Origin of the sequence: Fluviibacterium sp. S390 (assembly GCF_049800695.1) — a bacterium.
Taxonomy (GTDB): domain Bacteria; phylum Pseudomonadota; class Alphaproteobacteria; order Rhodobacterales; family Rhodobacteraceae; genus Meridianimarinicoccus.
In genome coordinates, this window is sequence record NZ_JBNAFN010000015.1 from 38,636 (window position 1) to 53,072 (window position 14,437).

The following is a 14,437-nucleotide window of genomic DNA, read 5'->3' on the forward strand; positions in this document are numbered from 1 at the left end:
GGGGCGGAGGCGCAACATGAGACCAAGACGAAGGAGGGCGACGCAATGGGCGTTTTGAAAAAGATCCTGCTGGTGGACGACGATGATGACCTGCGTGAGGCACTGTCCGAACAGCTTGTGATGACTGAAGAATTCGACGTGTTCGAAGCTGCCAACGGGCAGGAAGGCCTGAGCCGCGCCAAGGAAGCACCCTACGATCTTGTGATCCTGGACGTGGGTCTGCCGGACACCGACGGGCGCGAATTGTGCCGGGTGATGCGCAAGCAGGGGGTGAAATGCCCGGTGCTGATGCTCACCGGCCATGACAGCGATGCCGACACCATCCTGGGGCTGGATGCCGGGGCCAACGACTATGTGACCAAGCCGTTCAAGTTTCCGGTCCTTCTGGCCCGTATCCGCGCCCAGCTGCGTCAGCACGAGCAAAGCGAAGACGCGGTGTTCCAGTTGGGGCCGTACACCTTCAAGCCGTCGATGAAGATGCTGATCGACGAGACCGATCGCAAGATCCGTCTGACCGAGAAGGAAACCAACATTCTGAAATTCCTGTATCGCGCCACCGACGGCGTGGTCGCCCGTGATGTGCTGCTGCACGAGGTCTGGGGCTACAATGCCGGGGTGACGACGCATACGCTGGAAACCCACATCTACCGCCTGCGGCAGAAGATCGAACCCGACCCCTCGAACGCGCGGCTGCTGGTGACCGAAAGCGGTGGCTACCGGTTGGTGGCCTGATCCATCCCCGCGCCGGGGTTGCGGCGCACCTCCCTGAAAGACTGGCCCGGGGTGTTCCCGGGCCTTTTTTCGGGGCGGAAACAGTAACACCTAGGCGAAACCTGCGCCGGAGACGTCATGAACATCCTTGTCACGGGCGCCTCGGGCAATGTCGGGCGCGAGGTGGTTTGCCAATTGCAAGCGGCGGGCCATCAGGTGTTTGCCGGACAGCGGCAGCTCGCAAGGACGCGCCAAGATGGTGTCACGCCGGTTCAGGTCGATTTCGAAGCAGGCATCGGACCCGCCCCCGGATTTGACGCCATCTTCCTGATGCGGCCGCCGCATCTGACCGATCCGGATCTGTTCGAGACCTTCCTGCAACCGCACGACCGCAAGACCCGGGTCGTGTTCCTGTCGGTGCAGGGCGCGGGCGAGAAATCCTATCTGCCCCATGCCAAGATCGAAAAGCGTATTGCCGGGATGGGGTTCGACCATGTTTTCCTGCGCCCCAGCTATTTCATGGACAACCTGCTCACGACCCTTTGGCCAGAGCTGGAGAAGAACCGCCGCATCTATCTGCCCGCGGGCAGGCTGGAACTGGACTGGATCTCGGTCCGCGACGTCGCCACGGTGGCTGGTGCGGCGCTGACTGGGGCTGTTTCTGAACCCGCGATCACCATCTGTACTGGTCGAGCCACCGGGTTTGACGCGGTCTGCCAGACCCTCAATCGCGTTGCCGGGGCGCAGGTGTCCTATCAACCGGCCAGCTTGCCTGGCTTCGTGCGCTACAGCCGCAAGACCGGGATGGGCTGGCCCTTGATCGGGGTGATGCTGCTGCTGCATTTCCTGCCGAGGTTCGGCCGGCAGAGGCTGGACGATCCCGAACCGACGCAAGCTGTTCTGGGCCGCCCGCCGGAAACGCTGGAAGCGTTCGTGGCGCGTCACGAAAACCGGTTCGCCACCTTGCGCCAGGACTGACTGTCATCTGGGCTGGGGGCGCTTTTCCGACAGGCGCTGCGCGGCCCGTTCGCCAAGATCGGCGATCAGCGATGTCAGCCGCGCCTGCGCGTCGGCCATCTCTTCTTCACTCATCCGCTTGGGCGGGGTGAAACCGTCACCCACCGCCAGCACACCGCGCCCGAAGGGCAGGGGCACGACAAAGCGGTCCCATGTGCCCAGCCGAAACTTGCGCGTGACCTCATAAGTGCAGGGCGCGGCCTGTACCCCGGCCAGCCCGGCAATGACCAGCGCGCCGGGCTTGGCCTCTTCCGGCGGGCCGAAGGGGCCATCGACGGTGATGCCCAGCGACCGGCCCTTGCGCAGGCATTTGACCGCGTGCTTGATCGCGCCGGTGTTGTCGCCCGAGGTGGCCAGTTCGATCACCTCGACCCCGCGCTGGCGCAGGTTCTCGCTGGCAATCTGGGCATCGGCATGGCCCGAGGCCATCACCGTCAACGGATGATCGGACCAGTCGCGCAGGTAGGGGGTGAACACCAGCCGCGAGTGCCAGCAGCACAGCACACGAGGCACGCCGCGGGCGATGTCGGCCTCGTAGGATTCGAACCCCAGCTTCTGCCACCGCGTGGTGCGGAAGACGAAATTCACATAGGCCGAGAACAGCGATTGCAGCGCGCCCTGCACCCGGCGGCTTTTCTGAAAGCGGACTTCGAACCGCCGCCATTGCTTTTTCAGGTTGTTCACGGGGTCACCTCTGCGCTCCGCCTAGCCCATTGCGCGATTTCGTTCCAGTCCGGCGCGCCTGACGCGCTGCACCGCCGGGCCTGTGTGCGGGGCCGTGATGCAGGGTTGCAACAGGTGGCCGCGCTTTGTGGGGTTCCGCCCCGGCGATCAGGGCGTTATCTCTGCCCGGGTCTGAGCAACGGAGCGCTTCCCATGACCCTCACGCTGGCCACCTGGAACATCAACTCGGTGCGGCTGCGGGCCGGGCTGGTCGAGCGGCTGCTGACCGAGGAAGCCCCCGACGTGCTGTGCCTGCAGGAATGCAAGAGCCCGGTGGACAAGATCCCCGCCGAACGGTTCGCGGCACTGGGCTATGGCCACATGGTGGCGCGCGGGCAGAAGGGCTACAACGGCGTGGCGATCCTGTCGCGGCACCCGCTGGAGGACGCCGGTCACCGCGATTTCGTCGGCAAGGGTGATGCCCGCCACGTGGCCGCGCGGCTGGCCGATGGCACCGTGATCCACAACTTCTATGTGCCTGCGGGCGGCGATGTGGCGAACCGCGAGGTCAACGAGAAATTCGGTCACAAGCTGGATTTCCTGACCGAGATGCGCGACTGGTTCCACGCCGAAGCGCCGGCGCGGGCGATCCTCGTGGGCGATCTGAACATCGCCCCGCGCGAAGATGACGTCTGGTCCCACAAGAAGCTGCTGAAGGTGGTCAGCCACACGCCTGTCGAGGTCGACCAACTGGCCGAAACGCAGGACGCCGGCGCCTGGGTGGACATCACCCGCAAGGACATTCCAGACGGGCAGCTTTATTCGTGGTGGTCCTATCGCGCCAAGGATTGGGACGCGGCCGACAAGGGCCGGCGGCTGGATCACATCTGGGCCACCCCCGATTTGGCCAGCGCCGCCGGAAACTCCCGCATCCTGCGCCCGGTGCGCGGCTGGGAGCAGCCCAGCGACCACGCGCCGGTGCTGGCCAGCTTCGATCTTTGACGCTGCCGGGGGCTTGGTTGTGAAGTCGTGGCTGCGCATATATGCACGGAACAAATGATGACGGGGAAGAACGATGATTGAACTTGGAGGCGCGGCTGCACCGGCCGCAGAGGATCTGATCAAGGACAGCTCCGAGGCCACGTTCATGGCCGATGTTGTCGAAGCCAGCCAGACGGTGCCGGTGATCGTCGACTTCTGGGCGCCGTGGTGCGGGCCTTGCAAGACGCTGGGTCCGGCGCTGGAGGCCGAGGTCTCCGCTGCCAAGGGCGCGGTGAAGATGGTCAAGGTCAATGTCGACGAGAACCAGATGATCGCGGGGCAGTTGCGGGTGCAGTCGATCCCCACGGTCTACGCCTTCTGGCAGGGGCAGCCGGTCGACGGGTTCCAGGGCGCGGTGCCGCCCTCCGAGATCAAGGAATTCGTCAAGCGCGTCGCCGCCCATGGCAACGGCCCGGAAGAAGACGGCGGGCTGGCCGAAGCGGTCGAGGCTGCCGAGGAAATGCTGACGCAGGGTGCGGCGGTGGATGCGGCGCAGACCTTTGCCGCCATTCTGGGCGAAGACCCGGCCAATGCTGCCGCGCTTGGCGGGCTGGCCCGCGCCCATCTGGCCATGGGCGAGCTGGACCAGGCCGAGGCGCTGCTGAACAACGCCGCCGCCGAGATCGCCAACGCGCCCGAGGTCGAAGCCGCGCGGGCGCAACTGGACCTGGCGCGTCAGGCCGAGGATGCCGGCCCCGTGGCCGAGTTGCGGGCGCAGGTCGAGGCCAACCCCGACGACCATCAGGCGCGTTTCGATCTGGCCACGGCACTGCATGCCAATGGCGAGGTCGAGGAGGCCGTGACCGAACTGCTGGACCTGTTCCGCCGTGACCGCGAATGGAACGACGGTGCGGCCCGTGCGCAGTTGTTCACCATCTTCGACGCGTTGAAGCCCAATGATCCGGTCGTGCTGAATGGCCGCCGCAAGCTGTCGTCGATGATATTTGCCTGAGGCGCGTGCCGGGCTAAGATCACAGGCATGACATCGGTTGCAGACCTTCCGGGGACGATCCCGGTCTTTCCCTTGCCGGGGGCGTTGCTGTTGCCGCGCGCCCGGTTGCCCCTGCACATTTTCGAGCCGCGTTATCTGGCGATGCTGGACGATGCGTTGAAAACCGAGCATCGGCTGATCGGCATGGTGCAGCCGCGCGAGGGGCCGGGCAGCAACAGCCGGCATCTGCAATCCATCGGCTGTGCCGGGCGCGTGACCGGGTTTTCCGAAACCGAGGACGGGCGCTACATGATCACGCTCAGCGGCACCTGCCGGTTCCGCATCACGCGCGAGGTCAGCGGCTTCACCCCGTACCTGAAGGCCGATGTGTCGTGGGACGGATTCGACCGCGACCTCGGCCCGGAAGAGGAAGATCCGGGCTTTCACCGCCCGCCGTTCCTGACCCTGCTGGGGCGGTTCTTCGAGGCGCGCGGCCTGTCCACCGACTGGGACAGCCTGAAGGACGCCGACGATGAACTGCTGATCAACTCGCTGTCGATGCTGTGTCCGTTCGAGCCCGAGGACAAGCAGGCGCTGCTGGAAGCGCCGTCGCTGACCACCCGCCGCGAAACCCTTGTGACCCTGATCGAGTTCGCCCTGCTGGGCGGCACCCATGACGAGACAATGCAATGACCCCACCCGAATTCGACCGCCGCATGCTGGAAAGCCTCGTGTGCCCGGTGACCAATGCGCAACTGCAGTATGATGCCGAGCGGCAGGAGCTGGTGTCGCGCAGCGCCAACCTGGCCTATCCGATCCGCGGCGGCATCCCGGTGATGTTGCCCGACGAGGCGCGGGTGCTGGACTAGGCGCCTGCGGCGCCGGATTTCATGCCTCCGGCGGGAGTATTTTTGCCAAGAAGAATGAGTGCCGTCAGGTAAACGCTCCGGGGGGGCGTTTCTGGCGTGAACAGGCGGAGCCCCAGCCGTCTCGGAACTGCCCGGTCAGCCGAACAAGCGACCGTTTCCGGGCGGCTCAGACCGACTCGCCGCGCAGCAGGCGGGGGAGATTGCCGGTCAGGCCCGCGGCCTCGCGCATGAAGGCGCGGCGCAGCGGCGGCGTGGCGCCCACCAACCCCAGCCCCAGATCGCGGCCAAGTCGCAGCAGCGGGTTGTCGTTGGAAAACAGCCGGTTGAGCGTGTCGGTCGTGAAGGCCAACGCGGCGGTGTCGAAGCGGCGCCACTGGGCGTAGCGGTCCAGCACATCGGCGCGGCCAATGTCTTCGCCACGGCGGCGGGCCTCGGCCAGAACCTCGGCCAACGCCGCCACATCGCGCAGCCCGGCGTTGAAGCCCTGTCCGGCGATCGGATGCATGCCATGGGCGCTGTCGCCCACCAGAGCCAGACGGTGCGCGGTGAAATGGTCGGCCAGAACCAGGGTCAGCGGATAGGTGTAGCGGCGGCCCTCCAGCGCGATCTCGCCCAGGAAATCGCCGAATCTGGGCCGCAGCACCGACAGGTAGTTGGCATCGTTCAGCGCGTGAATGGCGGCGGCCTGTTCAGCGCTCTCGCTCCACACGATGGAAGACCGGTTCCCCTTCAGCGGCAGGATCGCCAGCGGGCCGGGTGGCATGAAGAACTGATGCGCGGTGCCGTTGTGGGGCTTTTCGTGGGAAATGGCGCAGACCAGCGCGGTCTGGCGATAATCGGTGACCTTGCGCGCGATCCCGGCGCGGGCGGCCACCGGACCAGTGCGCCCGTCGGCGCCCACCAGCAGATGCGCCTGCAATGCCTCGCCGCTGTCCAGCGTCACCTGCGCCAGCGGGCCATCGGTGGCCTGTTCGGTGACACGGGTGGCGGGCAGATGGGTGATGCCGGGGGTGGTTTCCAGTGCCGCCAGAAGGGCGCGGCGCAGGTGACGGTCTTCGACCATATGGCCCATGGGGCCTTCTTCCAGCTCACCGCAGTCGAAATGCAGTCCAAAGCGGGACGGGCCTTCCCCGGCGCGGCCATCGGTGACCTTGATGTGCAGCATCGGTTGCGCGTCACCGGCCAGCGGCGCCCAGAGATCGAGCGCCTTGAGCATCCGCACCGAGGCCAGCGCCAGCGCGTAGCTGCGGCCATCGAAATCCCGCTCGGTCTGGGTGTCCTTCGGCAGCGCGTCGATCACCGCCACGGTCAGGCCGGCGCGGGCCAGCGCCAGCGCAAGGGAGGCTCCGGTCAGGCTGCCGCCCACAATCACCGCATCGTAGATCCTGTTCATGGGCGAAATATGCGCTTTGTGGCGCGATTGTCCACGCCCGACCGGCCCTGCGTCCGGGCTGCGACACTGCGTCGGCCACCTGCGGCCTTTGACTGGACCCGAAAGCTGCTTCGCGGTAGGCTGATCGCAACGGGACGCCATGATCCCGGCTGAAATTCGAGGCTCCATGCAGTATCCAGACCGGTTTTCCGATCTGCCGCCATACGCGTTTCCGCGTTTGCGCGCGCTTCTCGACGCTCACCAACCGGGCGGCGATGTCCTGCACATGACCATCGGAGAGCCGAAACATCCGTTTCCGGCCTGGGTCAGTGACGTGATCGCCGAACATGCGGGCGACTTCGGGCGCTATCCGGTCAACGAAGGCATGCCCGAGCTGCTGACGGCGATCACCGATTGGCTGCAGCGCCGCTATGGGGTGGCGCGCGATCCCGAGGCGCATGTCATGGCCCTGAACGGCACGCGCGAGGGGCTGTACAACGCCGCGATGGCACTGTGCCCCGAGACAAAGAACGGCGCCCGTCCCGTGGTGCTGCTGCCCAATCCCTTCTACCAGGTCTATGCCGTGGCGGCCCTGTCGGTGGGCGCCGAACCGGTTCTGGTGCCCGCGCTGGCCGACACCGGCTTTCTGCCCGATTATTCTGCCCTGCCGGCGGAGGTCCTGGACCGCACCGCCATCGCCTATGTCTGCTCGCCGTCGAACCCACAGGGTGCGGTGGCCGACCGGGACTATTGGCGCAGCCTGCTAGCGCTGGCCGAAAAGCACGATTTCCGGGTCTTCGCCGACGAATGCTATTCCGAGATCTATACCGGCGCGCCGCCGCCCGGCGCGATGGAGGTGGCGGAAGCCGAAGGCACCGACCCCGAGCGTCTGGTGATCTTCCATTCCCTGTCCAAGCGGTCGAACCTGCCCGGTCTGCGGTCGGGCTTCGTTGCTTCCGGGCCTAAGAACATTGCCCGTATCCGCCAGTTGCGCGCCTATTCCGGGGCACCGCTGCCGCTGCCGCTGCAGCACGTCGCCGCGCGGGTCTGGGCGGATGAGGCGCATGTGGTGGAAAACCGCGCGCTTTATGCCGAGAAGTTCGCGCTGGCCGAAGACATCTTCCGCGATACGCCCGGCGTGACCATCCCCAAGGCCGGGTTCTTCCTGTGGCTGCCGGTCGAGGATGGCGAGGCCGCCGCCCTGAAGCTGTGGCGAGACACCGGCGTGCGCGTCCTGCCCGGTGCCTATCTTGGCCGCGACACCGGCGACGGCAATCCGGGCACCCCGTTCATTCGCGTGGCGCTGGTGGCGCCGAAAGACCAGACCGAAACCGGCCTGATCCGGCTGCGCAACTGCTTGTATTCTCAGGATAACTGACCATGGCATTTCAGACCCGTTCCCGCGACCCGCTGTTCGACCAGGCCACGCAAGCCGCCCTGGAACGCCGCGCGACCGAGCTTCTGGGCCTTGTCCTGCTGGCCGGGGCGGTGGTTCTGGCGCTGGCGCTTGGGTCATATGCACCGACCGATCCCAGTTTCCTGGGCACATCGGACGCGCCGCCGCAGAACTGGCTGGGGCTGTTCGGGGCCTATCTGGCGTCGCCGCTGAACGTGGTGCTGGGCAAAGGATCCTGGTCGATCCCGCTGGTGCTGGGCTTGTGGGGCGGGCGGTTCCTGCTGCATCAGGGCGAGGATCGGGCGCTGAGCCGGACGATCTTCGTGCCGATCCTCGTCGCTGCGGCCTCGGTCTATGCGGCGACCATGCCGCCGGGGGCGGGCTGGGTGCACAGCTTCGGGTTGGGCGGTCTGTTCGGCGATACGGTGCTGGGTGTGCTGATGGGGCTGTGGCCGGCATCGCTGTCCAGCGGGCTGATGACCTTTTCGGCCGCGCTGGGGCTGCTGCTGGTGGGGCTGGGCCTGTTCGCCTGCGGTTTCACCCGGACCGAACTGAAATCGCTGGGTCGCTTCATGTGGTTCGGGCTGCTCTATTCCTTCGACCGTCTGGTCAACGGGCTGGGCCGCGGGGCCGAGCGGACGCGGGACGGGGTTGTCAGCCGCCGCGCCCGCCGTGCCGAGGCGCGCGCTGCCCGAAAAGCCGCCGTCGAGGATGACGAGGATTTCGACCTTCTGGACGAGGATGACGAGGACGAGGCCCCGTCGCCGTCGATCCTGCCCAATGTGCCGTCGCTGGGCCTGCTGGCCCGCACCATCGGGCGTGACCAGCCGCGCCTGTGCACCGAACCGGTGGACGATCTGATCGAGGATCCCGACGCCGCCGAGTTGTTCGACGACGAGGACGACGAGGACGCGCCGGTCGATCATGCCCGCGTGCAGGCCAAGATCACCGATGCCATCCGCACCCGCCTGCGCAGCGATCGCGCCCGCGTGGCCGCCGAGAGCCGGACCCGGCAGGAGCCGATCCTGACCCGGCCCGAGCCCGAGGACCAGGTCGGCTCTCTGCCAAGCGAGGCCGAAGACGAAGACTATGGCTTTGACGCCGACATCGAGGCCTTCGAGGATCTGCCGGACATCGCGCCTGCGCCGATGCCCGGTCCGGCCCCGATCCCCAGGGTCGAAGCGCCCAAGGCCGTCGTGCAACATGCCGACGTCAGGCGCCCCGCCCTGTCGACCCGTGCGAAGGCCGAGGCCGAACCGCCGCTGCAATTCGACGAGGCCCCCGCCGCCGACTATGCGCCGCCGCCGCTGTCCCTGCTGCGCGATCCCGGCACCGTGGAGCGTCACTATCTCAGCGACGAGGCGCTGGAGGAAAACGCCCGGATGCTGGAAAACGTGCTGGAGGACTATGGCGTCAAGGGTGACATCGTCAGCGTCCGCCCCGGCCCGGTTGTCACCATGTACGAGTTGGAACCAGCGCCGGGCCTGAAGGCCAGCCGCGTCATCGGTCTGTCGGATGATATCGCGCGCTCCATGTCGGCGCTGTCGGCGCGGGTGTCCACGGTGCCCGGCCGTACCGTCATCGGCATCGAACTGCCCAACGACAAGCGCGAGATGGTGCTGCTGCGCGAGATCCTCTCGGCACGCGATTTCGGCGACAGCAAGCTGCGTCTGCCGCTGGCACTCGGCAAGGATATCGGCGGCGAAAGCGTGGTGGCCAACCTCTCGAAGATGCCGCACCTGCTGATTGCGGGCACCACCGGTTCGGGCAAATCGGTGGCCATCAACACCATGATCCTGTCGCTGCTTTACAAGCTGACCCCGGACGAATGCCGTTTGATCATGATCGACCCGAAGATGCTGGAACTCAGCGTCTACGACGGCATTCCGCATCTGCTCTCGCCGGTGGTCACCGATCCCAAGAAGGCCGTGGTCGCCCTGAAATGGGTGGTGGCCGAGATGGAAGATCGCTACCGCAAGATGTCCAAGATGGGCGTGCGCAACATCGAAGGCTACAACGGCAAGGTCCGCGCGACGCTGGCCAAGAACGAAATGTTCACCCGCACCGTGCAGACCGGGTTCGATGACGAAACCGGCGATCCGGTGTTCGAGACCGAGGAATTCGAACCCAAGACCCTGCCCTATATCGTCGTCATCGTCGACGAGATGGCCGACCTGATGATGGTCGCGGGCAAGGAGATCGAGGCCTGCATCCAGCGTCTGGCACAGATGGCGCGGGCCTCGGGCATCCACCTGATCATGGCCACGCAGCGGCCCTCGGTCGATGTCATCACCGGCACCATCAAGGCCAATTTCCCGACCCGCATTTCCTTCCAGGTCACCTCGAAGGTCGACAGCCGCACCATTCTGGGGGAGCAGGGGGCCGAGCAACTGCTGGGCATGGGCGACATGCTGTACATGGCGGGCGGCGCCAAGATCACCCGCGCCCATGGTCCCTTCGTGTCGGACGAAGAGGTCGAGGACGTGGTGAACCACCTCAAGACCTTCGGCCCGCCCGACTATGTGGGCGGCGTGGCCGATGGCCCGGATGACGAGCGTGCCGAGGACATCGACGCGGTGCTGGGTCTGAACACCGGCGGCAACACCGGCGGCGAGGATGCGCTTTATGACCAGGCAGTGCAGATCGTGATCCAGGATCGCAAGTGCTCCACCTCCTACATCCAGCGCAAACTGTCGATCGGCTACAACAAGGCCGCGCGCCTGGTGGAGCAGATGGAAGACAACGGCCTCGTCAGCCCCGCCAATCACGTGGGCAAGCGCGACGTGCTGGTGCCGGAGCAGAACTGACCGGACAGGCAGCGGCGCGGTGTGTGCCGCTGCCTGTCGGCGGATACCGTTTGCCCCTGAAGCACCCCTTTCGGAGCGTTTCCCAGACGACGCTCACTTTTTCTTGTCGAAAATACTCCCGCCGGAGGCAAGACTCCGTGAACACCCCCGCCCTTGCGCGCGGCGTCATCGGCACATAGCTGTTTCTCACCACAGGCCCGGAGATGCCCATGCCCCAGACCCGCCGCGGCTTTCTTGCCGCCACCACCGCCACGGCCCTGCTGGCCGCGCTGCCGGCCTGGGCCGAGAAAGCCTCGCTGACCGAGCTTTCGGCCTATCTCAACACCATCGGCACGGTGGAGACCCGGTTCACCCAGATCAACTCGGACGGCTCGCAAAGCACCGGGCGGCTGTTCATCAAGCGGCCGGGCCGGGCCCGGTTCGAGTACGATCCGCCGCTGGACGATACGCTGGTGGTGGCGGGCGGCGGATCCATCGGGATATTTGACGGGCGCGGCAGTGCCGAGGTCTACCCGCTGGCCACCACGCCGCTGAAGCTGATCCTCGATCGCAACATCGACCTGACCCGCATCCACATGGTCACCGGCCACGGCGAGCAGGATGGCCGCACGGTGGTGCAGGCGCAGGATCCCGAGCATCCGGAATACGGCCGCATCTACCTGTTCTTCGACCGCAATCCGATGCGCCTGTCGGAATGGCTGATCGTCTCGCAAACCGGCGAGCAGACACGCCTGAAGCTGCGACCCTTCGTGGAACATGACCGTCTGTCGGATCGCATGTTCTCGGTGCGTCTGGAGAAGGAAGCGCGGGGCTGAGCGCCCCGCCGTCCGTCAGATCTTGCCGCAGGCCTGAAGCTGCCGCTTGTAGGTTTCGGACCGCGTCTGCAACCCGTTGGCCACCCCGATCAGCCAGCTCTTGCTGCGGTAGGAGCCGCGCGCATAGCCGCCGTGACCTTCGTGGTAAGCGAGGTAGTTGTCGCGCACGTTGGTCTTGGAAATGCCCAGCTTCTGCTCGGTCCGGGTCATGTACCAGCCCATGAAATCGGTGGCGTCCTTGATGTTCTTGCGACTGGCGCCCGGGCGTCCGGCAGCGCGCTTGTAATCGTCCCAGGTGCCGTCCAACGCCTGCGCATAGCCAAAGGCCGAGGACTGGCGCCCCATGGGAATGACCCCAAGCGCATAGCGGTGCGGCGTGCGGGCATCGCCGTCGAACTTGCTCTCCTGGTAGATCACGGCCATCTGGACGTAGACCGGTACGCCCCATTTCTTCTCGGTGGCCTTGAAGGCTTTCAGATACTTGGGGCGCTGATCCACGATGCTGCAGGCATTGTTCAGGTTCTTGGGCGGGGATTTCCCCCCGCACGCGGCCAGAAAGCTCAGCAATATCAGCGCGGCAATTCGACTGCTCATGGTCGCCTCACGCGTTATGTTTTCTTACGTCTTAGCCCATTTCCCGCGCTGAGGAAATCACAATCCCACACTGTGTCCACGCGTCCCGCGCCCGGCCTTGCTTCGGCCCGGCAAACCGGGTATCAGCGCCTGTCCCGGACGAGGGGTCCCGGCGGAGCGGATGGCAGCATCGCGGTTCCGTGTTCACCTAATCCAGAAATCCAGACCCGCAGCCGATGGACTCACCCCCCCGGCAAAGGGTAAAAATGTCCGAGAAAGGTCGGAACCAGATGTTGAGAACGCAAGCGAAATACCGGCTCGGCCAGGTTGTCCGGCATCGCAAGCACCCGTTTCGCGGGGTCGTTTTCGATGTGGACGCGGTGTTTTCGAACACCGAGGAATGGTACGACTCGATTCCCGAAGACAACCGTCCCAACAAGGATCAGCCATTCTACCACTTGCTGGCCGAGAACGATCACAGCTATTACGTGGCCTATGTGTCCGAGCAGAACCTGCTGCCCGACATGACCGGCGAACCGGTGGAGCATCCCGACATCCCCGACATGTTCGGCGAGTTGCAGGACGGCGTCTATCCGCTGCAGACCAACCTGAACTGATCGCTGCCACGGGCGGGTTGCGCGCGGGTCAATACCCCAGCGCGCAGCCATCCTTGCGCGTGTCCGACGCGCCTTCCAGAACGCCGGTCTCGGGATCGATGCGAATGGCCTGCGCGCCGCCGATGGGCACCTCGGGGATCACCACCTTGTGGCCGCGCGCCGTCAGATCGGCGCGCACCGCATCGGAATAGCCGCGTTCGACCTTGAAGGTGCCGTCATCCCAGAAGCTGCGCGGTGCATCGATGGCGGTTTGCGGGACCATGCCGAAATCGACCATGTTGCTGACCATCCGCACATGCCCGTTGGGCTGATAGGCGCCCCCCATGACCCCGAAAGGCATCAGAACCCGGCCCTGCCGACGCAGCATCGCCGGGATGATGGTGTGCATCGGGCGTTTGCCCCCGGCGGCCTCGTTCGGGTGGCCGGGGGTCAGGGTGAACCCGGCGCCGCGATTGTGGAACAGGATGCCATGCTCGGGCGTGGCAATGCCCGCGCCGAAATCCTTGTAGATCGAATAGATCAGCGACACCGCCATGCGGTTCCGGTCGACGACGGTCAGATAGACGGTGTCACGGTGCACCGCCTCGGCCGCCAGCGCGGGGTCGGGCAGGGCGCGCTTGGGGTCGATCAGCGCGGCGAGTGATGCCGCCGTATCGGGCGACATCAGGTGATCAAGGCGGGTCATGTGATCGGGATCGGCCACAAAGCGGTTGCGGGCGTCATAGGCCAGTTTCACCGCCTCGGCCTCAAGATGCGCACGGTCGGCGCCGAACGGGTCCAGCGCGGTCAGATCGAACTGCGACAGGATGTTGGCCAGCAGCAGGGCGGTGATGCCGTGGCCGTTGGGCGGATGTTCCAACAGCTCCACGCCCTTGTAGGACCCGGCCAGCGGCGCGTGCCAGCTTGGTTCCGTGGCCGCGAAATCGTCCAGCGTGTGACAGCCGCCGGCGGCTTGGAGGGCACGCACCATTTCTTCGGCGGTGGCGCCGGTGTAGAACCCGTCGTGGCCTTCGCGGGCGATGCGGCGCAGGATCTCGGCCTGTCCGGGGGCGCGGAACATCTGGCCCCGGCGCGGCGCGTCCCCGTTCAGCGTAAAGTGTTGGCGCGCCGCCGCATCCAGATGCGGAATCCCGCGCGCCCAGTCGAAGGCCACGCGCGGGGCCACCGGGATGCCGGTCTCGGCGTAGTGAATGGCGGGGGCAAGCACCGCGTCCAGCGGGCGGGCGCCGAACCGCTCGGACAAGGCGCAAAGGGCAGCAACGGCCCCGGGGATGGTCACCGCCTGCGCCGAGCGGGGCGGCACGACAGTCGCACCGCTGTCGCGCAGCGCCTGGGCGTTCAACCCGGCAGGCGCACGGCCCGAGCCGTTGAGGGCGATCACGTCTTCCTGCCCGGCGGGCTTGACCAACGCGAACAGGTCGCCACCGATCCCGGTCATCTGCGGTTCAGCCAGCCCCAGAATGCCCGCCGCTGCGATGCTGGCGTCCACGGCATTGCCGCCTGCTTTCAGAACGTCGATGGCGACGGCCGCGGCCAGCGGGTGAGACGTGGCACAGATCCCGTTGTCGGCGAAGACCGATGACCGTCCCGGCATTTGGAAATCACGCATGAATGCTCCCTCGTTG

At 66.1% G+C, this 14,437-nt stretch carries 14 protein-coding genes; 10 read left to right on the plus strand and 4 right to left on the minus strand.

Going from position 1 to position 14,437, the window contains the following annotated elements; translation table 11 throughout:
- Window positions 1–45: 45 nt before the first annotated feature.
- Together ACP15K_RS12765 and ACP15K_RS12770 are read left to right on the plus strand one after the other, a co-directional pair.
- On the plus strand, window positions 46–732 hold the full coding sequence (locus tag ACP15K_RS12765) for a response regulator transcription factor (protein WP_193143152.1): 687 nt from the start codon (window positions 46–48) through the stop codon (window positions 730–732).
- Window positions 733–849: 117 nt separating this feature from the next.
- A complete protein-coding gene (locus ACP15K_RS12770; protein ID WP_424990684.1) occupies window positions 850–1,689 on the plus strand; it encodes a hypothetical protein in 840 nt (279 codons plus the stop codon).
- A 3-nt stretch (window positions 1,690–1,692) separates the two neighbouring features.
- On the opposite strand, the gene ACP15K_RS12775 is transcribed toward ACP15K_RS12770, so the two are convergent.
- Window positions 1,693–2,412, minus strand: coding sequence for a lysophospholipid acyltransferase family protein (locus tag ACP15K_RS12775; protein ID WP_424990685.1), 720 nt, complete (start codon window positions 2,410–2,412; stop codon window positions 1,693–1,695).
- A gap of 192 nt (window positions 2,413–2,604) precedes the next feature.
- On the opposite strand from ACP15K_RS12775, the gene ACP15K_RS12780 reads away from it, so the two are divergent.
- The 4 genes from ACP15K_RS12780 to ACP15K_RS12795 all read left to right on the plus strand — a co-directional run bounded on the left by ACP15K_RS12780 (window position 2,605) and on the right by ACP15K_RS12795 (window position 5,232).
- Window positions 2,605–3,393: an exodeoxyribonuclease III gene (locus ACP15K_RS12780; RefSeq protein ID WP_193143155.1), complete on the plus strand. Its 789-nt coding sequence runs from the start codon at window positions 2,605–2,607 to the stop codon at window positions 3,391–3,393.
- A gap of 73 nt (window positions 3,394–3,466) precedes the next feature.
- The gene (locus ACP15K_RS12785) at window positions 3,467–4,384 is read left to right on the plus strand and encodes a tetratricopeptide repeat protein (RefSeq protein ID WP_424990686.1); all 918 of its coding nucleotides are present in this window, start codon (window positions 3,467–3,469) and stop codon (window positions 4,382–4,384) included.
- Between the two features lie 27 nt (window positions 4,385–4,411).
- On the plus strand, window positions 4,412–5,056 hold the full coding sequence (locus ACP15K_RS12790; RefSeq protein WP_193143157.1) for an LON peptidase substrate-binding domain-containing protein: 645 nt from the start codon (window positions 4,412–4,414) through the stop codon (window positions 5,054–5,056).
- Window positions 5,053–5,232 (plus strand): Trm112 family protein, encoded by a 180-nt coding sequence (locus ACP15K_RS12795; RefSeq protein WP_193143158.1) that lies wholly within the window; start codon window positions 5,053–5,055, stop codon window positions 5,230–5,232. The genes ACP15K_RS12790 and ACP15K_RS12795 overlap by 4 nt, the downstream gene beginning before the upstream one ends.
- Before the next feature lie 166 nt (window positions 5,233–5,398).
- On the opposite strand, the gene ACP15K_RS12800 is transcribed toward ACP15K_RS12795, so the two are convergent.
- A complete protein-coding gene (locus ACP15K_RS12800; RefSeq protein WP_424990687.1) occupies window positions 5,399–6,625 on the minus strand; it encodes an FAD-dependent monooxygenase in 1,227 nt (408 codons plus the stop codon).
- A 166-nt stretch (window positions 6,626–6,791) separates the two neighbouring features.
- On the opposite strand from ACP15K_RS12800, the gene ACP15K_RS12805 reads away from it, so the two are divergent.
- The 3 genes from ACP15K_RS12805 to ACP15K_RS12815 all read left to right on the plus strand — a co-directional run bounded on the left by ACP15K_RS12805 (window position 6,792) and on the right by ACP15K_RS12815 (window position 11,622).
- Window positions 6,792–7,982, plus strand: a complete 1,191-nt coding sequence (locus ACP15K_RS12805) for an aminotransferase class I/II-fold pyridoxal phosphate-dependent enzyme (protein ID WP_424990688.1) — start codon at window positions 6,792–6,794, stop codon at window positions 7,980–7,982.
- Between the two features lie 2 nt (window positions 7,983–7,984).
- Window positions 7,985–10,807 (plus strand): DNA translocase FtsK, encoded by a 2,823-nt coding sequence (locus ACP15K_RS12810; protein ID WP_424990689.1) that lies wholly within the window; start codon window positions 7,985–7,987, stop codon window positions 10,805–10,807.
- 209 nt (window positions 10,808–11,016) lie between these two features.
- The gene (locus ACP15K_RS12815; RefSeq protein ID WP_424990690.1) at window positions 11,017–11,622 is read left to right on the plus strand and encodes a LolA family protein; all 606 of its coding nucleotides are present in this window, start codon (window positions 11,017–11,019) and stop codon (window positions 11,620–11,622) included.
- A gap of 15 nt (window positions 11,623–11,637) precedes the next feature.
- Here the strand turns inward: ACP15K_RS12815 and ACP15K_RS12820 are convergent, their stop codons facing one another.
- Window positions 11,638–12,216 (minus strand): transglycosylase SLT domain-containing protein, encoded by a 579-nt coding sequence (locus ACP15K_RS12820; protein ID WP_424990691.1) that lies wholly within the window; start codon window positions 12,214–12,216, stop codon window positions 11,638–11,640.
- Between the two features lie 269 nt (window positions 12,217–12,485).
- On the opposite strand from ACP15K_RS12820, the gene hspQ reads away from it, so the two are divergent.
- Window positions 12,486–12,812 carry a heat shock protein HspQ gene (gene hspQ / locus ACP15K_RS12825; protein ID WP_193143164.1) on the plus strand — a complete coding sequence of 109 codons (327 nt, stop codon included), beginning with the start codon at window positions 12,486–12,488 and terminating at the stop codon, window positions 12,810–12,812.
- Between the two features lie 28 nt (window positions 12,813–12,840).
- On the opposite strand, the gene ACP15K_RS12830 is transcribed toward hspQ, so the two are convergent.
- Window positions 12,841–14,421: a gamma-glutamyltransferase family protein gene (locus tag ACP15K_RS12830; protein WP_424990692.1), complete on the minus strand. Its 1,581-nt coding sequence runs from the start codon at window positions 14,419–14,421 to the stop codon at window positions 12,841–12,843.
- Window positions 14,422–14,437: the final 16 nt, after the last annotated feature.